Raw genomic sequence first — 16419 nt, forward strand, 5'->3', positions numbered from 1 at the left:
AACGGGAGGGCATGCAATCTCCGCATGAATCCCATGAAACGCGAAAAAGACCGATCGCAGGATCGGTCTTTTTCGCGCGTGAAGACATTAATGCACCGCCGCTTGAACCCCGGTTTGCGGGTTTTCCGGCGCTTTGAGCTTCATGATCGGGACCATGAGCATCGCGCCGAGGAAGAACAAGACGCCAACGCCCGCGAAAATCGATACGAGCGGAAACGCGTGCTTCAGCGCGCCGGCAAACGACATGGAGGCGACCATCATGCCGGTAAAGAGCGGGTTCAAAACCCCGTTGACCCGGCCGACGATCGATTCGTGGGACCATCTCAGGATCATCGTGCTGATCCCGATGTGGATGCACGGGAACACGAGCCCGTTGACGAACTGAACGACGAGCGTCAGCGGCACGCTGGTCGAATACCCCACGATGATCGTACAGACCGCGCCGACCAGCATCCCGATCGCGAGCAGCAGCTGGGGAGGCACCTTTTTGGAAAAGGCCGCTACGATTCCTCCGCCGATCAGCATGGCCGCGCCGCTGACCATGAGCATGTATTGCAGGAATTCCTCGGGCTGGCGCAGCCGTTCCGTTACGATGAACAGATTGAGCGCCTGCGCGGTGCCGACGGCCAATCCCGCGATCAGAAACGCCCCTCCCAAAGACCGTAGGACCCGGCTTTCCCAAACGTACCGAAACCCTTCGGCGAACTCTTTGCGGAATTGCCCTTTCTCCGCCGCAGCCCGCTGTCCTTCATGGTCCTCCGGCAAGCGGAACAGGACGAGGGCGGACAACAGGAATACGACGCCCATGACGGCGATCGAAGTTTCGAGTCCGAAGCGGGCGAAAGCATACGTGCCGAGCATCGGCCCCAGCACCATGAAAATCGCCATCAGCGATTGGAACAAGGCCATCCCCTGCTGCAGCTGCTCGGCGGGCACGTGCCGTTTGAACAAACGCATGCCGGACGGCTGAGAAAACTGCGACAGGATCGCGGAGATAAACGTCACGAGATAGACGGAGTGCCATGATCCGAAATGAACGGCCAGCAGGACGCCGAAGACCGAGACGGAGGACAGGAAGTCGCACCAAATCATCGTCCGTTTGGGCAGCCAGCGGTCCGCGAACGTCCCGCCGATAAACGAAAACACGAAGATCGGGGCGAACTCGGCGACGCTGATCAGCGAAATGGCGTACGGATCTTTGTCCGTCACTTTCGCTACGTAAAGCAGAATGGCGAAGTTGCGCACCCAGATTCCGATTTGCAGCAGCACGTTCGACAGCAGGATCGTCTGCAAGAAACGGTTGGCAAGCAGATTAGGAGGACGCGCGGTCGTCGATTGCGAATGATCCAAAAAGAGTCAACTCTCCTTTATTTGGGCGAGATAACAGTAGAATAGCACGATTGCCGCCGATTGGCGAGAGTCGGCACGTCCAAACGTAAACACTTGGTTCTCCCCTCTTCTAAAGTCCTTTCCCTCCGACCGGACGGAGCCGGATCGACTCGCCGCCGGCGATCAAGGGGCGGCAGCGTCCGATCAACGCCAGCACCTTGTCGTCGCGAAGGGAGGCGGCGTGGGCTTCCTCATTCCGCCAAAGCTCCGTCACCCAGACGACGTCCGGGTCGTCCGCCGCTTCGTTCAGAATATACAACTCGCAGCCTTTCATCGATTCCAGGTTGTCGGCCGCTTCGAGCATCAAGCGCAGGAACTCGTCTCGCTTGCCCGGATGAACCGTCAGTTTTCCGTACATCGCGAATTTAGCCATGATTAGGCTCCTCTCTGAAATGGACAAGATCTCTGCCCAGTCTAACAAACCATTCCTGACAAAGGCTGTCAGTGTATCGGAATGAAAGGTTTGTCATGCCTCGTCATAACGTTGCTTTACTGCCGGAAGCCGCCTTCTTCGCGAACAACCGGTCCGCCGATCGAACGATCAGCCACAGCAGCAGGATCAACAGCAGCGCCACCGCTTCGAGCTCGAGAATATACCAAGGCCAGGGAGCCAACAAATCGAGCAGCGAAGGCGTATCCGGTTTACGGGCCAGGAACATGAAGTTCTCGCCCGTCGCGGCATTGACGATGCCCGCGGCCGCGGCGAAGGCGTTCAGCCAACCCCATGCCCGGAACGCGGACCCCAAGGCAGGGCGGAAACCGGCCGCCGCGGTCACGTACAATCCGGAAGCGATAATGGCCGCGTGCGCGATAAAGAAATGGAAGTACCGGAACTGGGGAAACGTCTGTTCCAAATTCGGCGTCAGCAACGCTTGCACCGCGCCGAGAATGCCGAGGAAGAACGAGATTTCGTACAACGCCTTTCGTCCCGTCAGCAGAGCGGCCGCGGAAACCCACAGGGTAATCGTGCAGAGCTGAAACGGCAAGGCGAACAATCCCCATCCATGCGAAACCGAATACCAGGCATACAGCGAGATTTCGCTAACGATCAGCAGGCCGGCAAGCGTCCGCCTTGCCCATCGGTCCGCCCTCGGACCGCGCAGACGCGCGCGGAAGAGAATGACGGCGGCCGACACGACCGCCGTAAAGCCGATCGCCGCCCAATGGGCGGGACTGAACGGTTGGAAAGCCACGGTGACGATCCCCCTCCTCCCGATTCCCGATCTTCCAGTTCCATCCTTTATCTATTTCTTCCCAATTCGACGCCCGATCCCTTTCCCCTTCCGGAGCTTCCGAAATCGGAAAAACCCGCATCTCCCCTTGCGAAGGAAATGCGGGTCTTCGTCGGATCGCCGGAATCCTGCAAGCTTATATGGCGGCGGCTTCGGCGGCATTCGCCGCGAACTGGCTGTTGTACAGATCGGCGTAAAATCCGCCGGCGGCCATCAATTCCTCGTGCGTGCCTTGCTCGATGACCGTCCCTTTGTTCATGACCAGAATGCGGTCGGCGCCTTTGATCGTGGAGAGGCGGTGGGCGATGACGAAACTCGTGCGTCCCTTCATCAGCCGGCTCATCGCCTTCTGGATATGGACCTCCGTCCGCGTATCCACGTTGCTCGTCGCTTCGTCGAGAATGAGGATCGCCGGATCGGCGAGAATCGCCCGGGCGATCGTCAGCAGCTGCTTCTGCCCTTGGGACAGGTTGCTCGCTTCCTCGTTCAGGACGGTATCGTACCCGTCAGGCAGCGTACGGATGAAGTGGTCGGCGTAGGCGGCCTTCGCCGCTTCCTCGATTTCCTGTTCCGTCGCGCCCTCGCGGCCGTACGCGATGTTATCCCGGATCGTCCCGTTGAACAGCCACGTATCCTGCAGCACCATGCCGAACAAGCTGCGGAGGTGTCCCCGCTTCAAATGCGTGATGTCCGTGCCGTCGATGGTGATGCGGCCGCCGTTCACCTCATAGAACCGCATGAGCAGGTTGACCAGCGTCGTCTTGCCCGCGCCGGTCGGTCCGACGATGGCGATCGTCTGGCCCCGCTTCACGTCGATGTTCATCCCTTCGATGACGGGCGCTTCGTCGGAATAGCCGAACGTCACGTTCTGCAGGCTGACGTCGCCTTTCGGCTCCGCGATCCGCGCCGCGTCGTCCGCCGCTTCCGGCACTTCCTCCGGTTCGTCCAACAGCTCGAACACCCGCTCCGCGGAGGCGATCGTCGACTGGATCACGTTCGCGATGCTGGCCGTCTGCGTCAGCGGCATGGAGAATTGCCGGGCGTATTGAATGAAGGCTTGGATATCGCCGATTTTGATGGTGCCGCGGGTGACTAAGATGCCGCCGACGATACAAATCAACACGTATCCGAAGTTATTGATGACGTTCATGATCGGCATGATGATGCCCGAGACGAACTGCGCGCGCCAGCCGGATTCGAACAATCGGCCGTTGACCTCGTCGAACTTGGCGATCGATTCGCGCTCCCGGCCGTACGCCTTGACGATGCGGTGCCCCGTGTACATTTCTTCCACGTGGCCGTTCAGCTGGCCGAGCTCTTTTTGCTGCCCTTTGAAATACCGCTGCGACCGGCCCGCGATGCCCTTGATGGCCAAGAAGCTAAGCGGCAGCGTAATCAGCAGGATAACCGTCAAGAGCGGACTGATCGTCAGCATCATCACGATGACGCCGACGATCGTGATGACCGACGTGATCATCTGCGTCAAGCTCTGCTGCAACGTATTGCTGATATTGTCGACGTCGTTGACGACGCGGCTCATGATTTCCCCGTGCGTGCGGGTATCGTAAAATTTCAGCGGCAGCCGGTTCAGCTTGTCGTTCACTTCCCGGCGGATCAAGTACACCGTTCTTTGGGCGACCCCCGCCATCAGGAATTGCATGATGTACGCGAAAACGGAGCTGAGCACGTACATGCCCACGAGCTGCAGCACGATTTGCCAAATCGCGGAGAAGTCGATGCCCGCGCCCGGCAAGCCCTGCACTTTGCCCATGATTCCCTCGAACAGCTTGGTCGTGGCATGTCCCATCAGCTTGGGGCTGACGATGTTGAAAACGGTGCTGACGATCGCCGTCAGAAATACGGCAAGCAACTTCCAGCGGTACGGCCGCAAATAGCCGACTAGCCGGCGAAACGTTCCTTTGAAATCTTTCGGTTTCTGGCCGGGCATCATCATCATGCCGGGGCCGCCGCCGAAAGGTCCGGGCCCGCGCCCGGGACCGTGACCGCCCGGACCGCCCGCGCCTCCACGGGCACCCGCGGCGTTCGGTTGTCTGGATCCGCTCATGCGATCTCCTCCTCCGACAGCTGGGATGCGACGATTTCGCGATAGACGGCGTTCGTTTGCAGCAACTCCCGGTGCGTGCCCCGGCCGGCGATCTTTCCGTCATCCAGCACGAGGATTTGATCGGCGTCCATGACCGTCGCCACCCGTTGGGCGACGATCAGCACGGTCGCGTCCGACGTCTCCTGCCGCAGCGCGGCGCGCAGCTTGGCGTCGGTCTTGAAATCCAACGCGGAGAAGCTGTCGTCGAACAGATAGACCGCCGGCCGCCGCACGACCGCCCTCGCGATGGAGAGGCGCTGCTTCTGCCCGCCGGAAAGGTTCATGCCGCCTTGCGCCAGCACGGAATCGTAGCCTTCCGGCATGCCGGAGATGAACTCGGCCGCCTGCGCCACCTCCGCCGCGTGAAGCACCTCTTCGTCGGTCGCGTCCTCTTTGCCGTACCGGATATTGTCCCGCACCGTTCCCGTGAATAGGACCGCTTTCTGCGGCACCAGCCCGATCAGGGAGCGAAGGCGCTCCTGCGGCAAATCGCGGACGTCGACGCCGCCGATCCGCACGCTGCCCGCTTCCGGATCGTAGAACCGGGGAATCAGGCTCAGCAGCGTCGATTTCCCCGAACCCGTTCCACCGATGATCGCCGTCACTTCGCCCGGTTTCGCCCGGAACGAAATCCCCGACAAGGCCGGCTGCTCGGCGCCGACATACCGGAACGTGACGTTCTCGAACTCCACCGTGCCGTCCGCCGGGTTCGAATCCGCGCCGCGCGAGACGCCCGGACGATCCTCGATCGTCGGCGCGGTGTTCAGCACCTCGTTGATCCGGACGGCGGAAGCCGACGCCCGGGGCACCATGACGAACATCATGGAAACCATCATCAGCGAGAACATGATCTGCATCGCGTACTGCAGGAAGGCCATCAAGTCGCCGACCTGCATGTGGTTGCCGTTAATCCGGATGCCGCCGAACCAGATGATCGCGATCGAAGCGAAATTGATGAGCAGCATCATAACCGGCCACATGAACGCCATGATCTGGTTCACTTTGACGGCCGTCTCCGTCACGTCGCGGTTGGCGTCGTCGAAACGGGCTTTCTCGCGGTCGATCCGATTGAAAGCGCGGATGACGCGGATTCCGGTGAGCGATTCGCGGAGCACCAAATTGAGCCGGTCCAGCTTTTTCTGCATGACGCGGAAATACGGAATGCCCCGTCCGGCGATCAGCCAGATCGCGCCGGCCAGGATCGGCAGCACGGCGACCAGCACGAGGGACAGCGTCGCGTCCTTGGACACGGCCATGATGAGGCCGCCGATGCACATCATCGGAGCCATCACCATCATGCGCATCATCATGACGAGCACTTGCTGAACCTGGTTGATGTCGTTGGTCGTCCGCGTAATGAGCGACGCGGTGCCGAGGCCGTCGAACTCCTGCAGCGAGAACCGCTCCACGTGCGCGAACACCTTCCCGCGGACCAGCCGCCCGAAGCCGGATGCAGCCTTCGCCGAGAAGTAGCTGGCGAGCACCGACACGACGGCACCGACCAACGTGACCAGCAGCATGAACCCGCCGATCTTCCAAATATAAGGGATGTCCTGCTCCACCACGCCTTTGTCGATAATGTCCGACATGAGGGTCGGCAAATACAGCTCCGACAGCGACTGGAGCAGCACCATCAGCAATACCGCCGCAACCGTCAGGCGGTACGGCTTCAATTCACGGAACAACTGCAGCATGAAACCTGACTCTCCTCCCTTGTGAACCTTACACGAACAGGAGTATACCGCCCCAATATGAACGGAATATGAACCCTACGGCAATCGCAAGCCGACCCGTTCGAGCGTTCGGCGGAACAACTCCGGCACCGGCGCGCGGAATTCCCGCCCGTCCGGGAGCACCATTCTCCAGGCGTGCAGCAATTGATGGTTGACGGTACCCGCGACGTGTCCGCCGTATTTGACGTCGCCGAGCAGCGGATGGCCGATGCTTTGGAAATGCGTGCGGATCTGGTGCGTGCGGCCGCTGATCAGCTCCACTTCGACGAGCGAATGGGTGCTGCCCGTCTGCAAGACGCGGTAACGGGTCGTCGCCTCTTTCTCTCCCGGGCGATCGGAACGTCCCGAACCGGAAGCGACCAGCGTGCGGTTGCTTTTCTCGTCGCGGACGAGGGAAGCGTCGATCGTCCCCTCCCCCGCCAGCCGGCCTTCGATCAGCGTGACGTAGTACTTTTCCATCTCCCGCTTCTGGATCCATTGGTTGAGCTGATGGAGCATGCCCGCCGTTTTGCCGACGAGCACGAGGCCGCTCGTGTTGCGGTCGAGACGGTTCGCCGTGGCCGGAAGAAACATCGTGCTGTCGAGCTCTCCCTTGCGGTACAGGTAGGCATGAACCCGGCCGATCAGCGTATCCTTCTGGTGCGCCTGATCGGGGTGGGTGAGCAATCCCGCGGGCTTGTTCACGGCCAGCAGCCCTTCGTCTTCGAAGACGACGTCGATGTTCGCGTTCACGCCGACGAACTTGGGCGCCTTCCGCACCGCTCCCGCGTTGGCCTCGGCGAACGCCGATTCCTCGACGTGCAGGACGATTTCGTCCCCGGCGGCGAGCTCGTAATTCTGGTTTTTGCGCTTGCCGTTCACGCGCACTTTGCCTTGGTCGATCATTTTATAGATTTGGCCGAGCGGTAAATTGGGCATCAAGTTCCGTAAATACCGGTGCAGCCTTTTGCCGCTTTCCGTCGGGGTCACTTTGCGCGTGATCATGTAAGCTCCGCTCCTGTAATCGAATGGATGGCTGAATTTTGTTTCCTACAAGCGTACCCTCCCCGGGGCAAAAATCAACGTTCCCCCTCTCCGCTTCCTACCATACGACCTCCCCTAACGTCAGGCTCAAGCTTTTTTTCGCTATCCTCCGCTTCGCCGTTGTTCCCTTCGGCATCGGGCGTCGGGCTGTTCGGTTTGAGCATCCTCATGATGATTTCGGTGTAAGGGTAGTGCTTCCGATAGTCTTCCGGCTGATTGAGCGCCAGCGTGGTCAGGCTTTGAATGCACGAGAAAACCATAAAGGCCAGCTTATCGGGCGGATCCGGCGCGAACTCCCCGGTTTTCTGCCCTTCGGCGATGAGTTGCGCGACCATGTCATGCATTTTTCGATATCGATTCCTCATCATCTCTTGGAGGTCTTTCCCGTCCGATGCCGCATTCTGAAGGTTCTGGACCATTCTGCGCATCATTTCGGCCTTGCTGCCGGAGGGCGAACCTTCCTTGGCCAGTTGAGCCGTAATGCCGAAATGGTCGATCATCTCCCGCCTGGCTTTGAGCATTTTGGAAATGAGGGCTTCCAGCTTCTGCGAGGGCGTATCCCCGGATATCCATCGCCTTCGGAAATCATTCGGGTCGGACTGCGCGACCGTCGCCGTCATTTCGCGGATGATCGCTTCCTTGTTGGGGAAGTAGTGATAGATCAGTCCCGGGCTTACGATCGCCTCAGCCGCGATATCGGCGACGGTGGTCGACCAGCCTTTGCGGGCGAATACGCTCTTGGCCGCCTCCAGGATACGACCGCGCTGCTCCTCCCGGATTCGCTTGTTTTCCGCTTCCGTTCGAGGCAGATTTGCCGCCCCCTTTTTTATATTGAATAAATTTTTCAATCAATAATTGAATTATGGCACGCGATGTACGTTTTGTCAAACCGTTCCAAACGCGCGCGCCCTATCGCGTTGCGTCCGCCGCTTCCGAGACAGTTGCTCACGGGCGGGTTGTGAGGTTCGGTTTTCTCCGTTACAATGGCGGTATTGATCCCGGAAACAGGAGGAGTGCCCTTTGCGTTTTCTCGATAACGGCAATATTCATGACGCGTCTCTCAATCTGGCATTAGAGGAGTACGCGCTTCGGCATCTCCCGGACGATGACGATTATTTGCTCTTCTACGTCAACGCTCCTTCCATTATTATTGGCCGAAACCAGAACACGGCCGAGGAAATCAACGAAGCTTACGTCCGCGAACAGGGCATCCAGGTCGTCCGCAGGCTCTCCGGCGGAGGCGCCGTGTACCACGATTTGGGCAACCTCAATTTCAGCTTCATCACGCGGGACGACGGCCAGTCGTTCCACAATTTCCGCAAGTTCACCGAGCCGGTCGTGGCGGCGTTGCGCAAGCTGGGCGTACACGCGGAGCTGTCGGGACGCAACGACATCCAGGTCGGCGAGTGCAAAATTTCCGGCAACGCGCAATTCGCGGCCAAAGGCCGGATGTTCAGCCACGGCACGCTGCTGTTCGCCTCCGAACCGGAAGCGATCGTGGCGGCGCTGAAGCCGAACCCGGCCAAATTCGAATCCAAAGCGACGAAATCGGTGCGGAGCCGGGTCGCGAACATCTCGGAATTTCTGCCCGAACCGATGTCGCTCGAGAAGTTTAAGCGGTTTTTGCTCGAATCGATATTCGGCGGGACGGACATCCCCCGTTACGAGCTGGGCGAAGCCGACTGGGACGCCGTCCGCAAGCTGGCCGACGAACGTTACCGCAGCTGGGACTGGAATTATGGCCGCTCTCCCGCTTTCAACGTCCGGCAGGTCAAGCGGATCGAAGGAGCCGGCACGTACGACGTCCGGCTGTTCGTGGAAAACGGCGTCATCCGGGAAGCCTCGGTCTACGGAGATTTCTTCGGCACGGGCGACGTCGCCGAAGTGACGGCGAAGCTGGCGGGCGTCCGATACGAGAGAGACGCGATTCGGGAGGCGCTGGCGGACGTCGATCTGAAGGTTTATTTCGGTCCCGTCGACCGGGAAGCATGGCTGTCCCTGCTCATCGAGTAAAAGCCGAACGCCGCACACATGCGGGGCAGAGCGCCCCCTGGGTGCGGCGTTTTTTCGCGGCTTCGGTTTTAGAGGCCTTGAATCGAGAAAGTGTACGAATACGTACGGTTCGCGAACAACGTAAACTCGGGATGCGCGCGCGCCCCCCAGCTGTCGTCCCCGCCTACGCCCATTTGCAGGTGGTTGATCCGCACGACCGTCTTCTCCGGCTTCGGCAGCAGATGGCGATGATCGTACTGCTCCATCTCGTTCGGCGTGTACGGCAGCACGTTCAGCTCGACGACGGGCGAACCTTCGATCCGCAGGCCCGCTCCTTCCGCGTTCATGATCGCGGCAAAGCGGACGTCCGTCTTGTTCCCGCATTCCTGGGGACGCAGGTACGGCACGACTTGGTCTTGAACCCGACCTTCATATAAGCCCAGCTTGGCGCCGGATTTGCGGTCCCAGTAGTTCTCGTGGGGGCCGCGGCCATACCACCGGATCCGGTCGAACGAATCGTCCATCGTGAACAGGAGTCCGATTTCCGGAATTTCCGGAAGCCCTTGCCCGGGCTGCAAACAACCGGATACTTCGATTTCGCCGGATCCGGACACGAGATACCGAAGCGAAAACTTGGACTCCGGAACGGTCGGCAGCGCATAAAGCGCTTCGACGCGCACGCCTCCTCCGTCCGAGCGCCACCCGACTTGCAACAGGCGGCGGTTCGCGCCGGCCTCGCGCCATATCCCCGTCCGTTCATGATGCCGGTTGCCGCGATCGTTGTCGGTAAACGCCCGCCAGAAATTCGGAACGATCGGCGTCCTCAGCAGTTCCGCGTTCCCGAATCGGTAGGAAGCCAGGTCTCCGCCGGCCAAGTCGAAGCGGACGGAGAAACGTTCCCCTTCTACGAATAAGTTGCTGCCTTCTTCGCGTACGTTCGGCGCCGGTTCGTCGGTTCGACGGATCGCCGATACGGCTTCCGCGGCAGGCAGTACGAATTGCTCCCAAGCCGACTCATGGCCGGCATGGGCCCATGCCGTATCTTCCTTCAGAACCGCGCGAATCGTCAGCACGTATTCTTCGCCGGCGACCCGCTGAGCCGGCAACGCGCGGGTCAAGTCGACCGTTACCGTCTCCCCCGGCGCGCCTTGCGTTTCGAAAGCGCCCTCCCCTTCAAGTTCCCCGTTCCGAGTCAGGGTCCAACGGAAGCCGTACGCGCTCAAATCCGTAAACAGATTCCCGTTCTTGATGGAGAAAACGCCCCGATTCCCATCTGCCGCCGCGACTTTGACGTTCTCGTAGCATTTTTTCGCTTCGTACAGCTTCGGAGAGACGCTTCGGTCCGCAAATACGAGGCCGTTGCCGCAGAAATTGCCGTCATGCGGGGACTCCCCGAAATCGCCGCCATACGCCAAACGCGCGGAGCCGTCCTCGTCCGTCACCCGGATCGCCTGGTCCACCCAATCCCAGATGAATCCTCCCTGCAGGACCGGATATTTCTCGAACAGCTCCATATATTTCGCCAGTCCGCCGCAGGAGTTGCCCATCGCGTGGCTGTATTCGCAGAGAATGAACGGCTTCTTCGGTCCGGGCCGGTTCGCGTACTCCTCCAGCGCGCGCGGCGGGGCATACATCTGGCTCTCGACGTCGGACGCCGCCTCGTACTTCCGGGCGTGGAACACCCCTTCGTAGTGGACGGGGCGCGACGGGTCTTGCTCGCGCAGGTAATCGTGCATGCGGAGGAAGTTCGTCCCGCCCCACGATTCGTTCCCCAGCGACCAAACGACGACCGAAGGATGGTTTTTGTCGCGCTGGAGCATCGAGTTGCAGCGGTCGATCACGTTGTCGGTCCATTCCGGGAGACTGGCCGGCACGGTGCCCTCTTCCGACTCTCCTTGCGAGTAGGTCCAGGTTCCGTGCGTTTCCAGGTTCGTCTCGTCGATGACGTACAGGCCGTATTCATCGCACAGGTCGTACCAACGCGGGTGGTTCGGATAGTGGGAAGTCCGGACCGCGTTGATATTGTGCGATTTCATGAGAACGACGTCCCGCACCATGTCCTCGTATCGCGGAACGCGGCCGTAATCGCAAGAAAATTCATGCCGGTTGACGCCTTTGAACAAAATGCGCTTGCCGTTGATTTTGAGGAGGCCGTCTTCGATTCCGAACTTGCGGAAGCCGATGCGGCAGCTGACATACTGCAGCGTTCGGCCGGACCCGTCGGAAAGCTTGAGTACGAGCGCGTACAGGTTCGGCTGTTCGGCGCTCCACTTGAGCGGATTTTCGACCCGGACCTTGCCTTGGACTACGCCTTCCTCCCGGTCGTCAAGGTCGGCTTCCATCCGCAGCGGAGTCAGAAGCGCGGGCGTTCCGTCCTTGCCGTACAGCTGGGCTTCCAGCTTGACGGTTCCGACGCTGCGTTCGAAATAATTGATCAGCTTGGCGGAGATCCGCAGGTCGGCGTCGCGGAAGTCTACGTCCAAATCGGTGTTCGCCTGGAAGTCGTACACGTGAACGGCAGGCGCCGTAAAGAGGTATACTTCCCGGAAAATGCCGCTGAGCCGCCAGAAATCCTGGTCTTCCAGCCAGCTTCCGTCGCACCAGCGGTACGCTTCGACCGCCATCTTGTTCTCCCCTTCCTTCAGGTAGGGCGTCAGGTTGAACTCCGCCGGCGTGAACGTATCCTCGCTGTATCCGACTAATTCCCCGTTCAGCCAGACGTAAAACGCGGACTCCACGCCCTGGAAGCTGATGAACACGGGCTGGCCCGCCCAACGCTCCGGCACCGTGAAGGTCGTGAGATAAGAGCCGACCGGATTGTAGTTCGTAGGCGCGAACGGGGGCTTGATGTCGTCGTGCTCGATCCACGGATAACGGATATTCGTGTATTGCGGGTAATCGTAGCCCTGCAGCTGCCAATGGGACGGCACGGGGATTTCCGCCCAATCCGAAGCGTCGAAATCCGGCATGTAGAAATCCCGAATACGGTTCTCGGGGTTGTTGGCCCACGTAAACTTCCAGTTCCCGTTTAAGGAATACACGTAGGGAGACGTCTCCCGGTTGCCCGCAAGCGCTTCCTCCAGCGAGTCGTAAGAGACGAAAGTGGCGTGCGCGGGCATCCGGTTCAAGGCGAAAATATCCGGATTGTTGTTCCATTCGGGATATCCGTTGACCGGCGGCGCATACCGGAATTTCGTTTTGTTCAAGCGGCTGGCACTCTCCTTCTCCATATCACGATATTCATATTATAATGTCATTGGAAACCTAATCCAATCGAAGTATTTTCATCTTGAATATCAAAATATGAAAGGATCGATGGGACGATGGATACGGCGCTTTTCCCGGTCGTGACCGATGCGGATCTCCGCCTTCCGCTGTATTTGACGTCGGTCGGACATTGGACGCATCAGGATCCCGTCCACCGTGCCGAAGGCTTCCCCGACTTCCAGTGGCTCCAGGTGTTGAGCGGGGAAGGCCAGTTGACGGTCGGAAGCCGACGGATGACGGTAAAGGCGGGACAAGGGATGTGCCTGTACCCGAACGTTCCGCACCGATACGAGGCCTCCAAATCGCCGTGGGGATTGTATTGGGTATCTTTTAGCGGCGAATTGGCGGAGCCATTGCTCCGCGAGGCCGGCATCGGGGAGTGCGGCGTGTTCGGGACGGTCCGGCCGGAGCTTGCCGTCGCCCATCTTCGGGGCCTATACGAGCTGGCGTCATCCTCCGGAGGGTCGTTCGCGGGGAGGGAGTTTTCCAAGCGGCTGTACGCCATGCTGTTGGATGTGCGCGGCGTCTTGGAGGGTTTCGGCGCCGACGGGCAGCAGATGGCGCGTCTGGCTCCGGTGCTGAGGCTGATCGACGAGCAGATGCACCGTTCGCTCACGCTGGCGGAAATGGCGGATGCGGCGGGGACGAGTCCGCAGCATCTATGCGCGCTGTTCCGCCAAGCGCTTGAAATGCGTCCCGTGGAATATTTGAACCGGGAGAGGATCAAGCGAAGCAAAGAGCTGATGTTCCGCGAAAGCGGCCTGCCCATTCGGGAGATCGCCCGGCGGGTAGGATTCGATCATGCGAGCTATTTCGGCGCCGTGTTCAAGCGGCTCGAAGGGCAAAGCCCGGAGCGCTTCAAGATGATGCACGGGTTGAAGTCGTGAGAGTTGCGGCGTTATTTCGGATATGACGGCCTCGCCGGCGCGCGAACCATGGCTTCTACCTGTCACTGCCCCGTTAAGTCGGTATGGGCGGTTTAATCCCTGCGGCGCGGTCCGCCTCTGACCCATTAAGTCGGTCTGGCCGACTTAAACTCTGCGACGCGGTCCGCCGCTCACCCGTGAAGTCGGTCTCGCCGACTTAAACTCTGCGACGCGGTCCGCCGCTGATCCATTAAGTCGGTCTCGCCGACTAAAACCTAGGGGTGCTGCCCGTCACCGACCCATTAAGTCGGTCTCGCCGACTTAAACCCTGTGACGCGGTCCGCCACTGACCCATTAAGTCGGTCTGGCCGACTTAATCCCTGCGGCGCGGTCCGTCTTTGCCTCATTAAGCCTGTCTCGCAGGCTTAAACCCCGCGGTGCTGCCCGTCTCTGCCCCATTAAGCCTGTCTCGCAGGCTTATCCGTTTCTGAACGCAGGGGTTACCCCGTTTCCGAACAAAAAACCGGAACTCGGCGGGCTTCACCCTGTCCGGTGTTCCGGTTTACTTACAGACTAACTTGCATTCACCTACTCTGTGACCGCGCCACCGCCTCCGCTTTCAGCCTTGTCCCAGGCCGCGGAATTTCCCGAAAGCTCCGTTCCAAATTGCGGCTTCCTCGGAAGGCGCAAAAACTTCCACGGGGAAGGATGCGGCGGACAGCCTCCGGGCTTCCGCCAAGTCCCGGCATTTCCCCAGCGCGATCAGCTGCGCGAGCATGTTGCCGATGGCGCTGGCCTCCACCGGTCCCGCCCAGACGGGGCGGCCGAGCGCATCCGCGGTCAACCGGCACAGCAGCCGGTTCTGGATGCCGCCGCCTACCATGTGCAGACCGCCGAACGTTCGGCCGGTCAGCGTCTCCATCTGCTCCAGCGCCTCCCGATACCGCAGCGCCAAACTTTCCAGGACGCAGCGGGCGACCTCGCCTTCGCTTCGGGGAACGGGCTGGCCGGTATCCTCGCAGAACGACCGGATTTTATCCGTCATGCCGCCGGGCCCGTAGAACCGTGCGTCATCCGGTTGGATCAGGCTGCGGAACGGCTCCGCCGCCTCCGCCGCCCGCACGATCCCGGCGTAGCCAAGGTCGGTACCCGCTTCTTCCCACTCCCGCTTGCACTCCTGCAGAATCCACAAGCCCATGATGTTTTTGAGCAGCTGGTACGCGCTGCCTACGCCGCCTTCGTTGGAGAACTGCAGCGCCATCGCTTCCGGCGTGAGCAGCGGCCGCTCGAGCTCCGTGCCGAGCAAAGACCACGTTCCGCACACCAAATACGCGAACGGTCCTTCGCCGGCGGGAACCGCCGCGATCGCGGATTCGGTGTCGTGGGTGCCGACCGCGACGGCCGTCATGAGCGGCACGCCCAGCTCCCGGCATACCTCCGGGTCCAAAGGCGCGATCAAGCTGCCCGGTTCCACGGGGTCGAGGAACAGCCCGGATGGGATGCCGAGGCGGTCCATCAGCTCGCGATTCCACTCCCGTTTCTCCGGATGGAACAGCTGCGTCGTCGTCGCCATCGTAAATTCGCAGTTCTCCCGGCCGGTGAGCAGGTAAGTTAGCAAGTCAGGCGTGAGCAGCAGCCGCCGGGCGGCGGCCAGCTTAGGCGACGCGGCTTTCTTCATCGCGTACAGCTGATACAGCGTATTGAACGGCATGAACTGAAGTCCGCTCTGCCGGAACAAGGCGTCCGCTCCGACCAAGGCGTTCACTTCCTCGATCAACCCTTCAGTATGCGGATCGCGATAATGGTACGGGTTGCCGAGCAGCTCGCCGTTCGCGTCCAGCAGGCCGAAGTCGACGCCCCAGGAATCGATGCCGAACGTCGACGGCGCGAAGCCTTCCTGAAACGCCTTGCGGATCGCCTTCTTCATCTCGTGAAGCAGGCGGAGGATATCCCAATGCAGGCGGCGGCCGACTTGGATCGCGCGGTTCGAAAACCGGTGGATTTCCGTCGTTTCGAGCCGCTCCCGGCCTTCCGCGTCACGGACCAGCCGCCCGATCAAAGCCCGCCCGCTGCCCGCGCCCAGATCGAACGCCAGCACGGTCGTTTCCCCGCTCATCCGCTCCCCCTCCTCCACGTCGCGGTCATTTCATTTTCTGCAGCAGTTGGATCCGGTAGGCCTCGCTCTCCAGCGAGGCGATTTCTTCGTACTCCTCCTGCGTCAGTATCTTCGGCGGGCGGATCGCGCTCGCGATCAAATAGATTTTGGCGCTCTCCTCCACGACTTCCGTTCGGTAGTAGGCTTCGCGCAAATTCCGTCCGGTCGTGACCAGCCCGTGGTTGCCGAGCAGGATCGTACTGGCTTCCCCGACCTTCGCGACGACCGCGTCCGCCAGCTTGTCGGTGGTCGGCAGCACGTAATCGACATACGTCGTCCGTCCCACCAGCGCCGCCTGGTCGGGAAACATGACGGGCAGCTCCCGCTCGACGAGGGTAAACGCGATGCAATACGGCGGGTGCGTATGCACGATCGCGCCGATGGCCGGGTTGGCACGGTACGCGTACAGATGCATCAGCACCTCCGAGGATGGCCGGAGTCCGATGTCCGTGATCGCCCCGGTGGCGATGTCCACCTCCACCCATTGCGCGGGCTCGATTTCATCGAGCGCGAAGCCGCTCGGGGACAAGTACATTTTACCTTCGTGCCGGGCGCTGATGTTGCCTCCCGGCCCGACGACCAGCTTGCCGGCCACGGTTTTCCGCGCGTATTTGCACAATTCTTCGCGAATCGCTGCGCTGCTGCTGCTCACGGTGAG

The 16419-nt window shown here is 60.6% G+C and carries 12 protein-coding genes; 2 read left to right on the top strand and 10 right to left on the bottom strand.

The window, feature by feature from the left end; genetic code table 11:
• Positions 1-87 precede the first annotated feature (87 nt).
• From PTZ19_RS02035 to PTZ19_RS02065, 7 genes are all read right to left on the bottom strand, one after another.
• Positions 88-1350 (bottom strand): MFS transporter, encoded by a 1263-nt coding sequence (locus PTZ19_RS02035; RefSeq protein ID WP_276352052.1) that lies wholly within the window; start codon positions 1348-1350, stop codon positions 88-90.
• Between the two features lie 109 nt (positions 1351-1459).
• On the bottom strand, positions 1460-1762 hold the full coding sequence (locus PTZ19_RS02040; protein ID WP_276352054.1) for a putative quinol monooxygenase: 303 nt from the start codon (positions 1760-1762) through the stop codon (positions 1460-1462).
• 103 nt (positions 1763-1865) lie between these two features.
• A complete protein-coding gene (locus PTZ19_RS02045; RefSeq protein ID WP_276352056.1) occupies positions 1866-2582 on the bottom strand; it encodes a YwaF family protein in 717 nt (238 codons plus the stop codon).
• A 175-nt stretch (positions 2583-2757) separates the two neighbouring features.
• Entirely contained in the window at positions 2758-4686 is a 1929-nt protein-coding gene (locus PTZ19_RS02050) for an ABC transporter ATP-binding protein (RefSeq protein ID WP_276352058.1), read from the bottom strand.
• Positions 4683-6419, bottom strand: coding sequence for an ABC transporter ATP-binding protein (locus PTZ19_RS02055; RefSeq protein WP_276352060.1), 1737 nt, complete (start codon positions 6417-6419; stop codon positions 4683-4685). Before PTZ19_RS02055 ends, PTZ19_RS02050 begins: the two co-directional genes overlap by 4 nt.
• A 75-nt stretch (positions 6420-6494) precedes the next feature.
• The gene (locus tag PTZ19_RS02060; protein WP_276352061.1) at positions 6495-7442 is read right to left on the bottom strand and encodes an RluA family pseudouridine synthase; all 948 of its coding nucleotides are present in this window, start codon (positions 7440-7442) and stop codon (positions 6495-6497) included.
• A 74-nt stretch (positions 7443-7516) separates the two neighbouring features.
• Positions 7517-8329, bottom strand: coding sequence for a TetR/AcrR family transcriptional regulator (locus PTZ19_RS02065; RefSeq protein WP_276352063.1), 813 nt, complete (start codon positions 8327-8329; stop codon positions 7517-7519).
• Positions 8330-8501: 172 nt separating this feature from the next.
• Between PTZ19_RS02065 and PTZ19_RS02070 the strand changes: the two genes are divergently transcribed.
• The gene (locus PTZ19_RS02070; RefSeq protein ID WP_276352064.1) at positions 8502-9494 is read left to right on the top strand and encodes a lipoate--protein ligase; all 993 of its coding nucleotides are present in this window, start codon (positions 8502-8504) and stop codon (positions 9492-9494) included.
• Between the two features lie 68 nt (positions 9495-9562).
• Here the strand turns inward: PTZ19_RS02070 and lacZ are convergent, their stop codons facing one another.
• Positions 9563-12679: a beta-galactosidase, LacZ type gene (gene lacZ, locus PTZ19_RS02075; RefSeq protein ID WP_276352066.1), complete on the bottom strand. Its 3117-nt coding sequence runs from the start codon at positions 12677-12679 to the stop codon at positions 9563-9565.
• 117 nt (positions 12680-12796) lie between these two features.
• Between lacZ and PTZ19_RS02080 the strand changes: the two genes are divergently transcribed.
• Positions 12797-13627, top strand: a complete 831-nt coding sequence (locus PTZ19_RS02080; RefSeq protein ID WP_276352068.1) for an AraC family transcriptional regulator — start codon at positions 12797-12799, stop codon at positions 13625-13627.
• Positions 13628-14225: 598 nt separating this feature from the next.
• On the opposite strand, the gene PTZ19_RS02085 is transcribed toward PTZ19_RS02080, so the two are convergent.
• Together PTZ19_RS02085 and PTZ19_RS02090 are read right to left on the bottom strand one after the other, a co-directional pair.
• Positions 14226-15722, bottom strand: coding sequence for a rhamnulokinase (locus tag PTZ19_RS02085; RefSeq protein WP_276352071.1), 1497 nt, complete (start codon positions 15720-15722; stop codon positions 14226-14228).
• 25 nt (positions 15723-15747) lie between these two features.
• On the bottom strand, positions 15748-16413 hold the full coding sequence (locus tag PTZ19_RS02090; protein WP_276352072.1) for a class II aldolase/adducin family protein: 666 nt from the start codon (positions 16411-16413) through the stop codon (positions 15748-15750).
• Positions 16414-16419 lie beyond the last annotated feature (6 nt).

It is taken from the genome of Cohnella caldifontis (assembly GCF_029360585.1).
GTDB lineage: Bacteria > Bacillota > Bacilli > Paenibacillales > Paenibacillaceae > Cohnella > Cohnella caldifontis.